Source organism: Pedobacter sp. ok626, from assembly GCF_900100435.1.
GTDB lineage: Bacteria > Bacteroidota > Bacteroidia > Sphingobacteriales > Sphingobacteriaceae > Pedobacter.
This window is the reverse complement of sequence record NZ_FNEX01000014.1, coordinates 79,933-96,747: the sequence shown is the minus strand read 5'-3', so window position 1 is coordinate 96,747 and position 16,815 is coordinate 79,933. Positions and strand designations below refer to the sequence as shown.

The 16,815-nt window shown below is 40.2% G+C and carries 10 protein-coding genes; all 10 read right to left on the bottom strand.

Annotated elements, in window-relative coordinates; translation table 11 throughout:
• Positions 1–17 precede the first annotated feature (17 nt).
• The 10 genes from BLS35_RS18790 to BLS35_RS18745 all read right to left on the bottom strand — a co-directional run bounded on the left by BLS35_RS18790 (position 18) and on the right by BLS35_RS18745 (position 16,694).
• The gene (locus tag BLS35_RS18790) at positions 18–3,515 is read right to left on the bottom strand and encodes a TonB-dependent receptor (protein WP_139205889.1); all 3,498 of its coding nucleotides are present in this window, start codon (positions 3,513–3,515) and stop codon (positions 18–20) included.
• Between the two features lie 157 nt (positions 3,516–3,672).
• Positions 3,673–4,887 (bottom strand): FecR family protein, encoded by a 1,215-nt coding sequence (locus BLS35_RS18785; protein ID WP_090784041.1) that lies wholly within the window; start codon positions 4,885–4,887, stop codon positions 3,673–3,675.
• An 84-nt stretch (positions 4,888–4,971) separates the two neighbouring features.
• Complete coding sequence (locus tag BLS35_RS18780; RefSeq protein ID WP_090784039.1) at positions 4,972–5,550, bottom strand: RNA polymerase sigma-70 factor; 579 nt, start codon at positions 5,548–5,550, stop codon at positions 4,972–4,974.
• Between the two features lie 78 nt (positions 5,551–5,628).
• Complete coding sequence (locus BLS35_RS18775) at positions 5,629–7,338, bottom strand: S1 family peptidase (protein ID WP_090784037.1); 1,710 nt, start codon at positions 7,336–7,338, stop codon at positions 5,629–5,631.
• A gap of 55 nt (positions 7,339–7,393) precedes the next feature.
• Positions 7,394–8,587: a redoxin family protein gene (locus tag BLS35_RS18770; RefSeq protein WP_090784035.1), complete on the bottom strand. Its 1,194-nt coding sequence runs from the start codon at positions 8,585–8,587 to the stop codon at positions 7,394–7,396.
• A gap of 1 nt (position 8,588) precedes the next feature.
• On the bottom strand, positions 8,589–9,746 hold the full coding sequence (locus tag BLS35_RS18765; RefSeq protein ID WP_090784033.1) for a TlpA disulfide reductase family protein: 1,158 nt from the start codon (positions 9,744–9,746) through the stop codon (positions 8,589–8,591).
• A gap of 41 nt (positions 9,747–9,787) precedes the next feature.
• Positions 9,788–11,359 (bottom strand): PKD-like family lipoprotein, encoded by a 1,572-nt coding sequence (locus BLS35_RS18760; RefSeq protein ID WP_090784031.1) that lies wholly within the window; start codon positions 11,357–11,359, stop codon positions 9,788–9,790.
• A 33-nt stretch (positions 11,360–11,392) separates the two neighbouring features.
• Positions 11,393–12,145, bottom strand: coding sequence for a DUF4843 domain-containing protein (locus BLS35_RS18755; protein WP_132226024.1), 753 nt, complete (start codon positions 12,143–12,145; stop codon positions 11,393–11,395).
• Positions 12,146–12,155: 10 nt separating this feature from the next.
• Positions 12,156–13,586 (bottom strand): RagB/SusD family nutrient uptake outer membrane protein, encoded by a 1,431-nt coding sequence (locus BLS35_RS18750; protein WP_090784027.1) that lies wholly within the window; start codon positions 13,584–13,586, stop codon positions 12,156–12,158.
• A 9-nt stretch (positions 13,587–13,595) separates the two neighbouring features.
• On the bottom strand, positions 13,596–16,694 hold the full coding sequence (locus BLS35_RS18745) for a SusC/RagA family TonB-linked outer membrane protein (RefSeq protein ID WP_090784025.1): 3,099 nt from the start codon (positions 16,692–16,694) through the stop codon (positions 13,596–13,598).
• Between the last annotated feature and the right edge of the window lie 121 nt (positions 16,695–16,815).

The window sequence follows — 16,815 nt, the reverse complement described above, 5'->3', positions numbered from 1 at the left end:
GAATCAAAATTTAAGGTTTAAAAAGACAGTGTTGCACCGCCCATAAATATTCTCTGCTGTGGATAATATCCATTATTCACACCTGGCGACTCCGGATCAACACCTTTTGGTAATCCCGATATTGTAAAAATGTTAGCGCCTTCTACAAAAAAGCGCAATGTACCCAGTCCCATTTTATCCATAATCTTTTTTGGTATTGAATAGCCGATCTGTGCTGACTTTAAACGGATGTATTTACCATCTCTGAACCAGAACGTTGAGGCTAAGCCATTATCACCGCCATGTGTAGTAGAACTTAGCGTCATTCTTGGAAATGTTCCGTTAGGATTATCAACGCTATAGGCATTCTCTACCAGGAACAACGGAGAGTTTGCACCCTCTTTAAATGTTTGTGTCCAAATGGTATTGTCATCGTAATAGTTATAATATGTACCCGTTAAGGATACGTCAAAGAACATTCCTCCAGTCAATTGTGCATTGATATCGAAGCCGTTCCACTCGGCAGCCAGATTCAGACCATAAGTCAGTTCAGGTCTGTTTGGCCTGCCAATCAATCCCCGGTCCTGGTAATCAATTTTTCCATCACCGTTCAGGTCTCTGTATTTCACATCACCCATATTCGGGCGGCTTCCATACCAGGCTGAATTGTCAATTTCTTCTTCCGAACGGAAAAGTCCATCCGCAATCCATCCCGAGACAATTCCTGTTCTCTTTCCGGTAACCTTTTGAATTTCCGGTGCATTTTCACTATCAGGATATTTAACCCAGCGGTTTCTGGCAAAAGTAACATTAGGAGAAATACGATATTTAAATGCCTTACCGCCCAGGTTAAAGCTATTGCTATGTTTCAACAACAACTCAAAACCTCTAGCATCTGTTGCGCTAAAGTTTTCATAGGAGAAATAATAGCCACCCATTGATGGTGGGTATCCGGCCGACATTCCGGTAAGGATATCGTAGGTATACGTATAAAATGCATCAAACTCGATTCCCAGCAAACCTTTCCACATGGTCATATCAACCCCCACATTATACGAAAGTGTCTTTTCCCAGGAAAGGTTAGGGTTAGCGATGACACTCGTATAAAGTGAGTTTTGTAAAGCACCATTTACTGGCAGTTTGCTACCAAAAGAATAAGTACTTAAAAATGAATACTCAGGCACACCATCACTACCCAGCAAACCTGCCGAAGCACGGAGTTTTAAATCATCAATGGTGGTCTGGTTATCCATAAAATCTTCTTTAGACACTCTCCAGGCTAATGAAGCAGAAGGGAAAAAACCCCATCTTTTACCTTCAGCATTACCAGCAAACTTATAAGAACCGTCATATCTTCCTGTAAATTCAGCAAGGTATTTCTCCTTATAATCATATTTTAAACGAAATACATAACCCAGACTTCTTGATCCAGCACTACCTCCGCCAATCGGACTGTCCGCGGGTGTGTTAAGACCAAGTTCAGGTAATTCCGGAAAGGCGACATCTTTAGCATAGGCCGATAAAGAGTTTGACTTATTGTTGCGGATCTCCACCAAAGCCAAGAGGTCTACATTATGTTCAGCGAAAGTATTTTTGTAACTCAAACTACCCTGACCAACCAATTGTTTACTTTGGGATTGACCTTCGCCCAGGAAATTGAACGACCTGCCTCTCGGATCCAGCATCTTATTAAAACCCAATTTGCTGGTTGCATCTGTTAACCTTACCGAATTTACGGAATAGTAGGTATCCAGGTTTTTATTGTGCGATGTACTGTAATCATAAGATCCGGCGGCTTTAAGGCTTAAACCTTTTACCCAGGGCACATTGTATTGTAACGACAGATTGGTCTGTAAATCTACGGCACTCGTTTTCTTGTAACCTGATTCATTGATAGCTGCAAGCGGACTATTCGGCGCACCTGAATTATTTCTTGGCGTAACACCTGTATAGAGGCCGTTATACTTTATTGGCAGATAGGGGTGCATTCCGATGGTTTGTTTAGCGATAGAAAACCATCCTTGTTCACCTAAATCCGGACTGCTGTCTGTACCTCCTGAGAGAAAACCTGGTGTTTGCCTGTATCCTGTACTACCTGCTACACCAAATTCCAAATTAAGATTTTGCGCTACTTTTGTGGTGATGTTACTACGTAGGTTATAACGGTCGTATTCAAAATTCTTGATATTTCCTTTATTGCCCATATAGCCAAGCGATACAAAATAATTCGTATTGTCACTCCCACCTTGTACAGAAAGATTGTGCTTTGTATTGCGCCCCGTACCAAAAACCTCATCGATATAGTTTACATTGTCCCAGCCATCATTAGGATCCCCGTTTAGCATGGCATCTACATCAGCCTTTAGGAAAATCGGCGTGTACTCATTCCTATTTTTAATGGTTCCATTGGCCAGCTTATCCATCATGTCGGCCATGTTGTAATAATGTGCGAACTGCGGGCCATCCATAAACTTAGGAAAATTAGCGTTTAACGATACGCCGGCAGATCCACTGTAATTTAAGGTTGGTTTTCCAGCAATTCCTTTTTTGGTGGTTACAATAATTACCCCTCCGGCAGCTTTCAACCCATAAACCGAAGCAGCCGCACCGTCTTTTAATACGGATATACTTTCTATATCATTCGGATCTAAATCATTGATAGAGCGTGGCATTCCATCTACTATATAAGTAACCGCATAATTAGAACCGCGTATCCTCAACGAAGCCTGATCAACACCTGGTTCACCAGATTCCTGCACCGAAGATATCCCCGGAAGCCGTCCTCCTAATAAACTGGATACATTTGTCGAGGGGCCCTTTAACAATTCCTCACCTTTTATGGAAGAAACAGCGCCCGATAAAGATGATTTCTTTTGCGTACCATAACCTACCACCACTACTTCACTTAAAGCACTTATGTCAATTTTCAGGACCACACTTATTGTTTTCTCCACTTTCACTTCCCTGGTTTCATAGCCCATATAAGTAATGACAAGTGTTGCGTTTTCATCTACATTGGTAATGGTAAACTCCCCTTTTTCATTTGTTCTCACCACTCTATTCGTTCCTTTAACGGTAATGGAGGCGCCAACTAAGTTATTCCCCGTTTCCGTTAAGATCTTTCCTTTTACGTCAATCGCCTGAAATCCTGCGATCAGGTTGTCAAGAAAGTTTTTGTCTTTTGCTTTGATCAGCACGGTTTTTTCATCGATGGTATACTTCAATGGCTGCCCTTCAAATATTTTTCGGAGAACAACGTCTATTTCAGCATCCTTCATGTCAATACTTACACGCTTAGCGTCCCTAAGTATCGTGGAAGTAAATAAGAAGTCGTAGCCGCTTTGCGATCTGATCTGATCAAAAACCTTCCTCAAAGGAGCATTTTTTTCAGACAAGGTTATTTTCTGCGCAAAAGAACTTGCGCTAACCTGTAAAATAGCAGTGATTAGAATTAGTAGGGTAAACCTCATAATCAGCAGAATTCTTGTGATACAGTCTGGTGGCTGCACCATTTTCTTTAAGTAAAAATTGTACATTTGATAAGTTTGGTTAGGCGATTTTACCTTTTCATTTTGCAAGATGGGTCAGGTAAGCGCAGTTAGTTAATTTGTTTTTAATATATTAACAATCCAGGCTTTAGTCAGGATTCCGATTGGCGTCGGTTTCCTGACTTACAAAGGATTATCTGTTTGCTTAATTATTGATAACGATAACCCTCCTTCCTTCTATTTTAAAATGAACTACTCCAGTTGATTCCAACATTTTCAACATCTGACTGATATTCTTCTGGCGCGAGAGCGCACCATTAAATCTCTCTTTCGAAACGCTTCCCTCAAATTCCACCTCTACATTATACCATCTTGAAATTTTACGCATGACACTCTGGATATCCTCATTGTCAAAATCAAAGGTTCCATTTTTCCAGGCTACAGCCTGTGCAATGTTCACCTCCGTGATCAAAAACATTTCGGCCCTGCTCACAGCCTGCTGTCCAGGTTTTAAAATTGACGAATGGCGCCCAGCATCCAAAGATGCAACCTTCACGGAACCTTCCAATAAAGTTGTTTTTGTATTTAATTCATCAGCATAACTGTTAATATTGAAATGCGTTCCCAGCACCTCTACCTGTTGCTTATCTGTTGATACTATGAATGGCTTCCTTATTACCGATTCTTTACTTCCTGGTCCCTTTTGTTTAACCATTACTTTTGCAACCTCAAAATAAGCTTCGCCATAAAGCTTAACCCGTCGTTCCTGATCCTGATTTAGATGGGTAGGGTAGGTTAAACTAGAAGCGGCATTCAGAACCACCAAAGAACCATCTGGTAAGCGAACGCGGAAAGTTTCTCCATTCGTAGTTGCAAGTGTATTGTAAGCCGTATTACCTACTCCTGAGCTTGGTCTGTCCCTTTCAGTTCCTTTTTCAGAGCCAGCGCCTGAGGCAACGTTATAAATAATCTCTCCTTCAGCAGTTTTAGAAATCACCACCCCTGATTCATTTACCAGTTCTCCACTACCTGCATCAGATAAAACGATCTTCTTTCCATCCGCCAACGTAAGGGTCGCCGAATTTCTACCGGGAGCAACATCATTCAGGTAAGCACTTCGCTTGTCATTATTCATCAATTTATTAACAGACAAATTAGAAAAGTAAAACCAACCTGCACCAAAAGCAAATAATGTAACTGCCGCAGCAATGGGTAGCCAAGCGCTCAACTTTCTTACTTTTGCTACCGGGCCCGGTAACTGGCTAAGAACTTCAGCCTTTATAGTCGCAATTTTATCCCCTGATAAATTGACGGCTGTACTATTAAGTTCAAACAACCATTTTTCTACCGCAGCTTTTTCAGCTTCGGTACATTTGCCGGCATTGTATTTTATAAGTAATTCTCGTTCTTGTTCTGACATACCTAAAGCGGATAATTTCCATAATTAAAGGTATGACGGGGAAGTCCCCCCAATACGTGCAGAAAAAAAAGAAAATATTTTAAATTAAAACTTGGTAAGGAAAATAAGGAAGGTGAATAGGCCGAGTTTCGTCCTGAGGCGTATTAAAGCATTCGACATCTGGCGATGAACGGTTTTCTCGGAGATCGACAATTCACCAGCAATTTCCTTATATGTATAATTAGATTTTCGGCTCAACTCAAAGATTTTCCTCATTTTTGATGGCAAAGCCTGTATCTCCATCTCAATATAAGCCATAAGTTGTTTTTCTCTCACTAAATGATCTGTTGTGGCTTCTTCCCTTTCAGTTGGCATCGAGATAGAACCAATATACTTATCGGCAACCTTCCTATGCAGAAAAAAATCAATGATCCTGTTGTTAATAGCAGTAAAAAAGTAAGCAGAGATAGCAGAATTGAAATTCAGGGTGTCACGTTTTACCCAAAGTACCGTAAAGAAATCCTGTATTACATCTTTTGCTTCCGCCTCATCTCTTAAGCGTTTATAGGCATAAACAAAAAGTAACTGAAAATAACGATCATACAATTGGGCATAGGCATTGCTGTCGCTTTCTTTTAAAAGCGTCATTAACTGCTGATCTGTAAGCCTGTTATAATCTATCATCCGCTTTATTTCCGGTATAAAAATACTCGAAAATTATCCAATGATAAATAAATTTTAGGATATATCAAGTTTTGTTTTTCACAAACTGCTAAGCACAAACTGATATATCACAAGAGTTGGTATTGCCAAGCAGGATGTTCTACTGAATCTTGCGATATTTATGCCGTAAAATTTACCAGTCAAATCAAAAACAGGTCCGCCACATTCTTCTGGCTTAAGCATTGCATCATGTGTAAATACAGATCTAAAGCCATCTCTTCTCTTGCTTTTTCCACCTACAAAATGATCCGCTGGATGATTTCCTGTCACAGGCAATAAGCCAAGGTTTACCGATAAATTGTAAGGAGCGCCGCCTCTTACCCCCTGGATATTGATGGTATCACCCGGTTCATATTTCATAATCTCCTTGCCATATTCTGGAGGAAGCGATATAGGTACGCCATTAATTCCCGTAACCTGATCCTGCAACATCAATCCAGCTTTTTCCGCCGGACTCCCTGGCGCAATACGCGTCAATAGAATTTGCTTATTTATGAAAGTAGCCGAAGCACCAAAATATCCGGAACTGAACTTTTTATCCTGACCAAAGCAAGTACTCCCCAATACACTAAGTCGATTGTTTTGTCCAGGCATGGCAGATAAAAGGAATTTACCAACTTCACTGAACTTAATGGAAGGAGTATCCGCCAAAGCTTTCAAACTGATCGCGGACTTTAACCTGGCAGCAACATACAGAAGGATCAAATCATTTTCTTTATCCCTGGAAACAACGGTCAGTGTAAGGTTCCTGCCAGTACCGAGATCAACAACGGCATGCTCTCCTATCAGTGAGCTTTTACTTACTAAAAGAGTTCCGGATTTAAATTGAGTATTTGATGCCTTTATACTCCCTGAAAGCACTGTTCCATATACCTGTTGGGGTTTTCCATTTAGCTCACTGCTAATCCGTAAACAGCTGCCATTGAAATTAAATGCTGATTTGCCAAACTGTGCTTCTAAATTTTCCAGTTCAGTAATGTGATTAATAGCAGCTTGCTGAGGATCGGATCCCAGATCATCTTCTTTTGAAGGCAAAGTTTTATAATCCTCAGCTACATTTAAAGCCGTCCAATATTTCCTGTAAAGATCCACAGGAACCTCATAGTTTATTTTTTCATTTACATCAATACGGCTATGAAGACCAATTACGCGTCCCAGCTCATCAAACAACGGACCTCCGGAATCTCCAGGTTCCATTATACAGGTAGAAACCATAAATCCCCATACATCAGGCAATCGGCTAATCCGACCAAACCTTACTGAGGGTAATTTTTGGTTGAGTGTCGTAGGATAGGCAATACTCACACACATACTGTTTAATTTCGATGAGGAAGACCATCCGATCTCTGCAAATGGCCATGCCCCTTTTGTTACTATTTTTACCATAGCTACATCAGGTCTACCCTGACTTTCAGCAGCAATTCTTCCCTTTCCTTCCGCTATTGCGGTTCTTCCGTCAGGGAAATTAACCAGATAAGTTTTCCCCGGTATGATCGCATGAGCAGCAGTAAGAATATGGCCTTCGGCTGTTACCACAACTCCGGTAAACTGCGCGCTGTTTTGTACTTTCTTAACAGTATCAAATCCCCACAACCGTACACATGCGGGATAGCCTTTTTTAATGACTGCTGATGTAATTATCTCAATACGTTTCGCGTCAAAGGATTGTTGTGCGTAACCTTCAAATACAAAGCACACTAGGTACATAAAAAACAAAGGCACTGTTCTGCCGGGAAGAATTCGGTTCATGGATTGATCATAAAAAAATGGCGTCCTATACAATTGGCGCCATTTCTATTTAAAATTATATTTTCTGTTTGAAAGCTTCTTCAAGCTGCGTTTTCAACTTAGCGCTGAAACCTGTGTACTTTTCAACAATTTTCCCTTCTCTGTCTATCAGGTATAGTGTTGGAATACCGACGATCATAAAACTCGCCATTGTTTTATTTTTATCAGGACTTAGCACTTGCGGCCAGGGCATGTTTTCTTCAGACATAGCCTTTCTCCAGGCTGCATTATCTGTATCTACAGAAACGCTCAATACTTCAAGTCCATTTTCCTTGTACTTACTGTACAGTTCTTTAATTTCCGGAATGGCTTTCCTGCAAGGACCGCACCAGCTTGCCCAGAAGTCGATCAACACATATTTCCCTTTAAAAGAATTGATGTCTACGGCCTTCCCTGAAGGGTCATTATAGGCGATATGAGGAATTACACTCCCCTTTTTCAAAGCATTCTTTATGGCGTTTTGCGCAAGAAACTCCCTTTTGAGTTGTTTGGCTTCTTCAAGTTGTGGATATAGATTCATTAGCTTCAAAAGTTCAGCCGAGAAAAACTCAGGTTCCTTATCTGTCGAGAGCATACTCAGTAAATAAACCACAGCAGGATTATTTGGATTGGCTTTAATGAGCTGCTTAAGCCTTAAGGCTTCGAAATCTGCCTTTTGTCTGATCAACCCATTCGTTCTCAAATAAGTAAACCAAGAGGTATCTTTCTTCATGTAATTTCTGGCAGCAAGAATCTCTGTGTTTAGTAGCTCCATTTCCTGATCGGCAATATATTTCTGGTACAATGCAGTATTGATCAATTGTGTACGCGGCGACTTACTGATTACCTCAACAAAACCAGAATTCTTAGTTTTGGTTCTGGCTGTATCGTATCCACGTGAAGTAATATATACATCATTATCAGACCAAAAACTGGCCGTTTGCCATTTTAAAATATCCATTGAATATAAACCAGATACTGATGGCTTAACCGATAAGCTGAAGCTGCCATCGGTGTTTACGCTCACCGAATCTACTATCCTTCTATCTTTTCCTATCCCTTTGTACAACCATACCATGTTGTACTTTTTAAAAATTTCAGGATTCTGAAACTGAACTTTCCCTGTAATGGTTATTCCTTTTTTAACCTGGGCCAGTGCTGGCATACTACCATACAGAATCAATCCTGCCAGAAGTATATATGTTGCCCTATTTTTCTGTTTATTTAGCATATTAATTGTTAAAAATGGTCTTTAATTTATCATCCAGTTGTTTACCGGCTGCACCAAGCCAGCGGCCAATAACTTTACCTTCTTTATCCAGTAAAATTTGAGTGGGATAACCTTCAATATTATACAACTGAACAACATCCGACTTCATAGACAATTCATTGTTTAAAACATTAGTCCAGGTTAGTCCATCTTTTTCTATGGCTTCCTTCCACATTTTTTCAGCCTGTGCCTGCCCGCTTACCTTCTCACTTGCCACACCTAATATTTCAAATCCTTTAGCGGTATATGTCGAATAAAGTTCTTTCAAATGTGGGTTCGCAGCCCGGCAAGGTCCACACCAGCTACCCCAGAAATCCAACAGTACATATTTACCTCTGAATTGTGACAAGCTTACCGGCTTGCCATTTACATCAGGCTTTGTAAAGTCGGGAGCGGGACCACCTGCGTCGGCAACCTTTGAAGCCTCGATTTTTGCAACGATTCCTTTTGCATAGCGTGAATTTTTGTACGTGGAAGCCAGCCCTTTGTAAGCCGCTTCCAGCTCAGCTGTTTTGTATTCCTTAGCAGTTAGTGACAAATAATAAATACTTGCAAAGGCATCCGGATGAGTTTTAATGAAGTTTTTTCTGGATGCAGCCATGGCCTGTCTGTTTTCTAGCATTTTTTTCCCAATCTCATTCATTCCCTCCTTAACACCCATAATTCTGGTTTCTACAAGTTGGCGGCGTAGTGCATCCATTTCTTTAACCAAATGCGCTTCAGATTTTCTGAATTCAGTAAAGCTGTCATTTAACGGATCACCAGTTACTGAGGCCATGTTGATGTCCATCGCAGAACCCGTAATCGTTAAATTTGCACCTTTAGAAAGTACGATTTCCAGTGGAAGTGAGGGTTGGTACATACCAGTTTTACCTCCACCCAAATATAGGTTCCGGTCTAAGCTGGTATTGATCGAAGTAACAAAAGGCTCATCTTCTACTGTTCCGGTCAATTCAAAGCTATTATTTTTTGCTTCTGCGCTGATCTCGCCGTTTAAGCCCTTTAAAATTATTTTTTCATTGCCCTGTCCTTCGAGCTTGCCTTTAATGGTGTAATTCTGTGCTTGAGCACATAGAAATCCGCCAACCAATAGCATTGTAAATGCGATTTTTTGTTTCATTATAGTTGATCTAAGTTTTGTTCGTTTTTAATCGTTATACATTACAGACTCCATTTATAACCCATGTCCTTGATTTTCCCAAAACCTGTGTAAACGCGTTCAGTGGATTTATTGATGGTACCGTTGGTTTGGTCTATTATATATGCATAGACTTTACCCACTTTTGTGCCTGGATTCCAGGTGCCAATATATACTACTGTATTTGGCTGAGGTAAAAATTGAGCAGATAATCCCGGGTTATAGAAAAATTTCTGCAGACGCACGCAGGTTACCTCCTCATTTACAGGCGACTCCCATTCTGCAGTAGCGTTTGACCCCTGTTGATAACGATGAAGGTAAACAGTTTTATCTGTACCCATCAGTGTATAATTTCCACCGAAAGCAGAATTAAGCGTGCGTATGGGCGTAGTTAAAGGAATCCCTGTGATTTGATATTTACCTGTGCCAATAACCGTAGTTGAACTGTTAAAATTGCTAACCAATAAAAAACGATCGGTATTATTTTTCATCACACTGTATTCATAAGCTACAGTAGGTGTACCATTTCCACGGCCCCAATCAAAAGCTTCAGGATCAAGGCCAACATTATTGACATCGAATGCTGCAGTCGAAGCCTGGATGGAAAAGCCCTGAACAACCGTGCCATTGGCAGCAATATTCAAAAACTTTTTATTTGTTTTATCATACACCACAGCCTCAAAACCGATACCGAATGCGGTTGCAGACCATTCGGCCAAATCACCATAACTACCATTATAAGCTGTTCCGAAAAAATTAATCCTGCTTACACCAGAAGTACTATGGTTTACCCCATGTATCCTGTTATTGTAAATAATCACTTCCTTTCTTCCTCCGTTAGTATTATTCGCCGATATACATTTAATTTCTCCACCAGGTATAAAGCTCCAGAACAGTTTTTCAATTGGATAAAACACTTGAAATGAAGATTTTTCAACTGCTACTAAATCGCGGGCAGATGCGATCATTACTTCAGCAGTAGTCAATGTCGACGCGGAATGCATCAACCCACGTGGTTCTCCTAACAAAGGGTAGCCATTTGACATCTGAAACATGTCACTGAAGGTCCTTGTTTTCACAACATTTTTTTTCGTCCAGTCATCCACAATCAGCCCGACATCAGTATTTCCGTTCTTCTCATAAAGTAACATCCAACCATCTGAAAGCTGTTCATCAACCTGCACATTAAACTTCATGTACTCTTCAACCTGCGTATCGAGGTTTTTTACGCTTAATATGACAATCCACCTCCCAGCAGGCTTTGAAATTGATTTATTTAGTGTTATTTCCTTTGATATGGTATCCCGGGTGTAAATTTTTGCAGATGTTGCCTGATAAATTGACCAGGTAAACGCCAGCTTACCAGCAACCTGATCTGACGCAGTTACCTCTTGCTGATTAAAAAATATTCTAGGGTTAATGACAAGTTCGTCATATCGATAAATTGCATAATCGCCGCGTATATTTCTTTTTGCAGTATCGATTATTAGCTTATCCAATGGTTTATATTCATAATTCCCCTTGTCCTTGTAGCAGGAAGTACATAACACCATAAGAGATAAAATTAACCATACTATATTGTTATTTTTTTTCATGAGTTCAATCTTTAAATTTTTACACGATTCTTATTATGGAAAAACAATAGGAATTAGATTCTCATCCAACAAATCTTTACCGTTATTATTTATTTTATACTGATCAAGTGCTATTTTACATTGAACTTGTAATGCTTTGGCATGGATTTCCGTAATCGTATTAGGAGGCAGTTCAGGATTGACCTTAATATTTCTTTCCACCACTAAATTAGATAAACCGGTCACTTGAATAACGAACTTATATTTCTCCGTACTATACGAACCAAAGAAATTCTTCAGTGGTAAATTTGGCAAAACAGCATTATCCCAGTTGTCTGGCTTGGTAACGGCATTTTTGAATTTGATTTTAAGATCGTTTAATTCTTTTAAAGCAGGTTGGAAAACTGATGACTGTTTAACTTTAAATGATACATTTAAATCACGGTTTGCAAACAGGTTCTTGTCTGTAGGCTTATCTACATAAAAAACCAATTGCCCTAATGACTTTCCTGCAGGCACCTTATATTTATTAAAGGTAAAAGTCAGCAATTTCGCATCATCATCTGTAGTGGTCAGCTCAAATACACGCTCATAATCAACTGGATAACCCGCTATCCGATAATTAAACACTAAAGAATCTCTATCTGTTGGACTGTAAGCAAAGTTATGCGTAATACTATCCAGCACGTTGTTTGTACCAAACCAAATATTCAGAAGCGGTACTTCTTCTTCAAAATATTTTAATTCATTTTTTTTGCAACCTGATATTGTTAATAACAACAGCAGGATAATATAAATATATCTCATCTTATATAGTTTAACGATTACTGTTTCGGTTACCAGATTCGTATTCCGCAACTGGGAGCGGTAATATGTAAGCTTTCAAAGCAACCAGATTTTTATCAGTACCTGTGATGATCGTTCTGTTCAATCTCTTGTATTGATAAAAAAGCTGACCTTCCCCAAAAAACTCTTTCCTAAACTCTTCCAGGAAAGTTATTGTAGGTTCTGCTGGTTCAACCGTTAAAGCGGTCAGACCTCTGGCCAATCTCACTTTGTTCAATGGCCCAATAATACTTTTTCCTTCTGCCAGATTAGATCCAGCAATAATAAATTGCATCTCAGAAATTTTAATGACAACACTTTTATTTCTGTAATAAAGATTTGAAGCTACCGGCGCATTGTATTTCTTAAGATAGTAGTTACTCGCTTTATCCCCTTCGCCAACTTCGAACAGATAGATATAACGGTAATCCACTGAACCTTCAGGATAATAGGCGCTCCTCGCAGCTGCACTTAAAAAAAATGTGTTGCTTATAAGGCGATCCTTTGATAAATAAAGATCGGAATAGTTGTAAAGATTGTTAATGTTCAGTCCAAATATATGTTCAGGGGCACCAGTGAGATCATTTCCGGCTGACAGGTTGGCCTGAGTAGTGTATGTAAATTTTCCGGACGTGATTACCGCATTTGCCGCTATCCTTGCTTTTTCATAGGCACCGGTGTAATAATAGAGTCTGGCCAGAAGAGCTTCAACCGCATAATAATTCAAATGCAATTGTCGGTTGAGCAAATAGCCGTTATCATCAGCCTCAGTAATAACCCGTCCCGTAAAAATCGGATCAACCTCCAGCAATTCTTTTGCTGCTTCAAGATCGCGGAGGATGAGTTCATAAGTTTCTTTCACGGTGGATTGTGGCGTCTGTTTCGCAGTGTATTGAGTAACATAAGGTATTGCAGGTTTATTCATGTCTACGAGATAAGACGCACCGAAGAGCCTTACCAAATCGAAATGCAGAAATGCACGTAATGCCAGCGCTTCTCCTTTTATAATTGCAAAATTATCATCCGTAAACATTGATCTCTTAGCATCAATCTCATTGAGCATATAATTCGAGTTACTGATCCCCTGGTATAAACCGTTCCACACACTATTAATCCTGTTCTGCACATTCGTAGCCTGATAATCATATTCCGCTTCTTCGTTATAAACCAGTGGAAAAGAAGTCCATTCGTGCGACAGAACGCCATTCATTCCATACTGCAATTCCTTACCATACAAGCTTTCCGCCGTCATCAGCGTATAAACACCAGCTAATGCTTCTTTAAAGCCTGATTCTGTTTTAAACAGCTCTGAAGATTTAATTTGAGAATTAGGTTCTACATCCAGCCATTTATTGCAGGATGACACCATCCCTGCGGCAAGACATAGTAGAGTTAAATATATTATTGATCTTGTAGTATTCATGTCCTTGGATTAAAATGTAGTTTGTAATGAGAAGGAAAATGTTCTGGCAAACGGATAGTCAGTACCTCTTTCAATTCTAACAGTTGAAAGGACAAATGCTTCATTCATGAGCAACGAACACTTCAGGTTCTTAAGTCCAATCCGTTTTAAATTTCTCCATTTGAAGTCGTAATATACATTTACAGAAGACAGTGTAAGGTCACTCTTGTTTTCAATAAACCTTGTTGTAGCCCGCGTCACAATTGGATTCACCGTAATCTTCTTAAAAGGAACTTTGTCGCCCACATTTAACCATGTGTTGTTAAAAACTCTGGAATCCACATTATTCTCGATGTTCACGTTTTCTATGCGGCTGACTAACGTTGAATTGTAATAATCCTCTCCTATGGTATAACGAAATGTACCACTCAGCCCCCAGCCTTTGTATTCCAGGTTGATACCAAAATTCCCCCTTAATGCGGGATCCGTTATACCAGCAACAATCTGATCATTAGGATTCCATTCATAGGTTGTGCTGCCATCTTTTGCCCGAAAAATTTCACGCCCTGTTGCCGGGTCGATACCCAATGATGGAACAGCCCAGATAGATGACATAGATTGCCCTTCTTCGAAGCGTATAATTGGAGAACTGAGGTTGTCGGTACGCTCTTGTTGTTCTCTGTTCAGCTGCTTTAATCCATCAGATATCTTGGTAATCTTATTGCTATTGTGCGCAAATGATCCAAATATTGATACGTAAGACTGGCTTTTCGAATCGCGGTACAGCTGATAGCTGATCGTACCTTCGTAGCCTTTATTTTGCAATGAGCCTAAATTATCTTTATAGGTACTAAAACCTGTTGATGGTGGTAAGCTTAGATCCGTTAACAGATTTTTAGTATTGGCTATATAGTAGTCCAGACGAATGTTAAGGCGTTTCAGCATATTGATATCCAAACCAATGTTATTGTCTATTTTTTGCTGCCAGCGAAGGTTGTCGTTTGCCAAAGCAGCGAGATAGGTACCTGAAACATTATCATAAGTGCTATTGGTAAAAAACGTATAAGTCGCCATCGCCTGATAAGGATTGAAACTTTGACTTCCCGTAGAACCAACCGATCCCCTGATTTTCAACATATCAAATATATTGAGGTTTTTAATGAGGTTTTCATGATGAAGGTTCCATCCCAAACCTACCGACCAGAAGGTTCCCCATCGGTTGTTTGCGCCAAATACAGATGATGCATTTCTTCGGATACTCAGGTCCAACAAATAACGGTTGTCGTAAGAATAGTTCGCAGAACCCAAAATACCAATCTCTTTTTGAATGTTTTCTGAACCGTTGGGCACACCATTTTGTGCATATTGCGCCGCAAAAGTGATAAAATCTACCCGGTTGTTCAAGAAACCCTCAGCTGCCATTCCATGAGTCTGTGCCTGGGTAGAACCCAAGTTTCCACCACCATTGACCAGCAACAGGTGCTTGCCCCATGTCTTGTTCCAATTGGCAAAAACGTCTGAATTTAAAGTCGTACTTTTCCCATCCGTTATATTATAAGTACCACGCCTGTAAAAATCTTCACCGGTCATCGCGATGAATTTGGTATGGTCTCCCGGAAAAAACAACTCAGATGCGTTACGGTTTTGCGTAAAACCTACACGGCCTGTTATCCTCAGTTCTTTAGAAGGCTGCCATTCTGTATAAAAATTTTCTGTAACTTCCGTGTAAGTTGAAAAGTCTTTGGTATTCAGCGTCGCATTATAAAGCGGATTATAGTAATACTTGGTTGGAGCTGTAGCACTTGTCTGGAACTGTCCCAGAATTTTATTGATCCGGCCAGATTCGTCATTCGGTGCCCAATAAGGATTCAATTTGGTATATTCTCCGAATGTCCCATATGGAGAGTTGACTGACTTGTTGAAATTCACGTTTAAGATATTTCTGAAGCTCACTTTTCCACTTCTGTATGAGAGGTTGATAGATCCACCCATATTATCACGTTTGGACTCTTTCATTACCCCTACCAGATTGTTATAATTCAAGTCAACGCCATAACGCATGTTCGCATCACCACCTTCCAGATACAAACCGTGCTTCGTTCCCAACCCTACACGTAGTGGCTTAGAAAGCCAATAGGTATCTACACCACGGGCGATGTCTGACTCAATCACGTTAGCTTGCTCCGTTAAAAACTGTTGTATGAGCGGCGATGAAGACGTATATCTTCCAGCGTTTCGTTCGACCTGCAGTTTTTCCGAAGCATTGGTCAGGTTATAAGACGTAAGATCCGGCATTTCTACATTGAAGTTACTGTTGTATGTGATACGCAACTTTCCTTCTTTAGGAGCGAGTGTTTCAATAACGAGCACTCCGTTTGCGGCCTTAGACCCGTAAATCGCTTTTGCTGAAGCATCACGAAGTATGGTTATGGATGCTACCCTGTTCATATCCAGATCGTATATTTTCTGCAGACTTGATTCAAATCCGTCTAAAATGAATAATGGTAAATTCGGGTTACCGGAATACTCTCCACGTACGTCATCAAGCCCAGCCTGGCCCCGCAATTGTATGTCAGGCAACATATTGGGATTCGAACCAAGAGTTAGGTTCTCCGTCAGTACAAACGAAGGATCGAGGTTCTGCAAACTTTGCAGGATGTTTTTATTACCTACTCTTTTTAAATCCTCTCCTGTAAATGAGGATGCACTACCTGTGAAGCTTTCCTTCGATCTTGTGGAATATCCCGTAACAACAACTTCTTTCAACTCGTCAGTAGATTCTTTCATCACAATAACTAAAGGCAATTTCGTGTCAGCCTTAAGCACAATCTCCTGACGCTTAAATCCAATGCTTGAAATGACCAATGTCTCCCCCGCTTTATCTGGTGAGAGGATAAACTCACCGGTATTGTTGGTGGTGGTGGCAATCCTCGGATTACTCTTAATGGAAATCATGACGCCCGGGATTGGCTTTTTTTGTTCATCGAACACCTTTCCAATGATTTTAGGAACGGCTCGAACCTGGGTTGCCTGTACCTGACTATACAGTCGTTCAGGTGTTCCCAATAACCCAAACAGCGCAAAGGTTAGGACCCCCGTTTTAATTCTTATTGTAAACTTTTTATTCATATGTTGTTGGTTTAGGTTGCTTTCTTAGAACTTATTCTCTGATTTTTGGCAAGCGTCGCTCATCCCCGGATTTGTTTTTTTAAAAAACATCCAGGAAAGACATTAGCTTCTGGCCAAAATC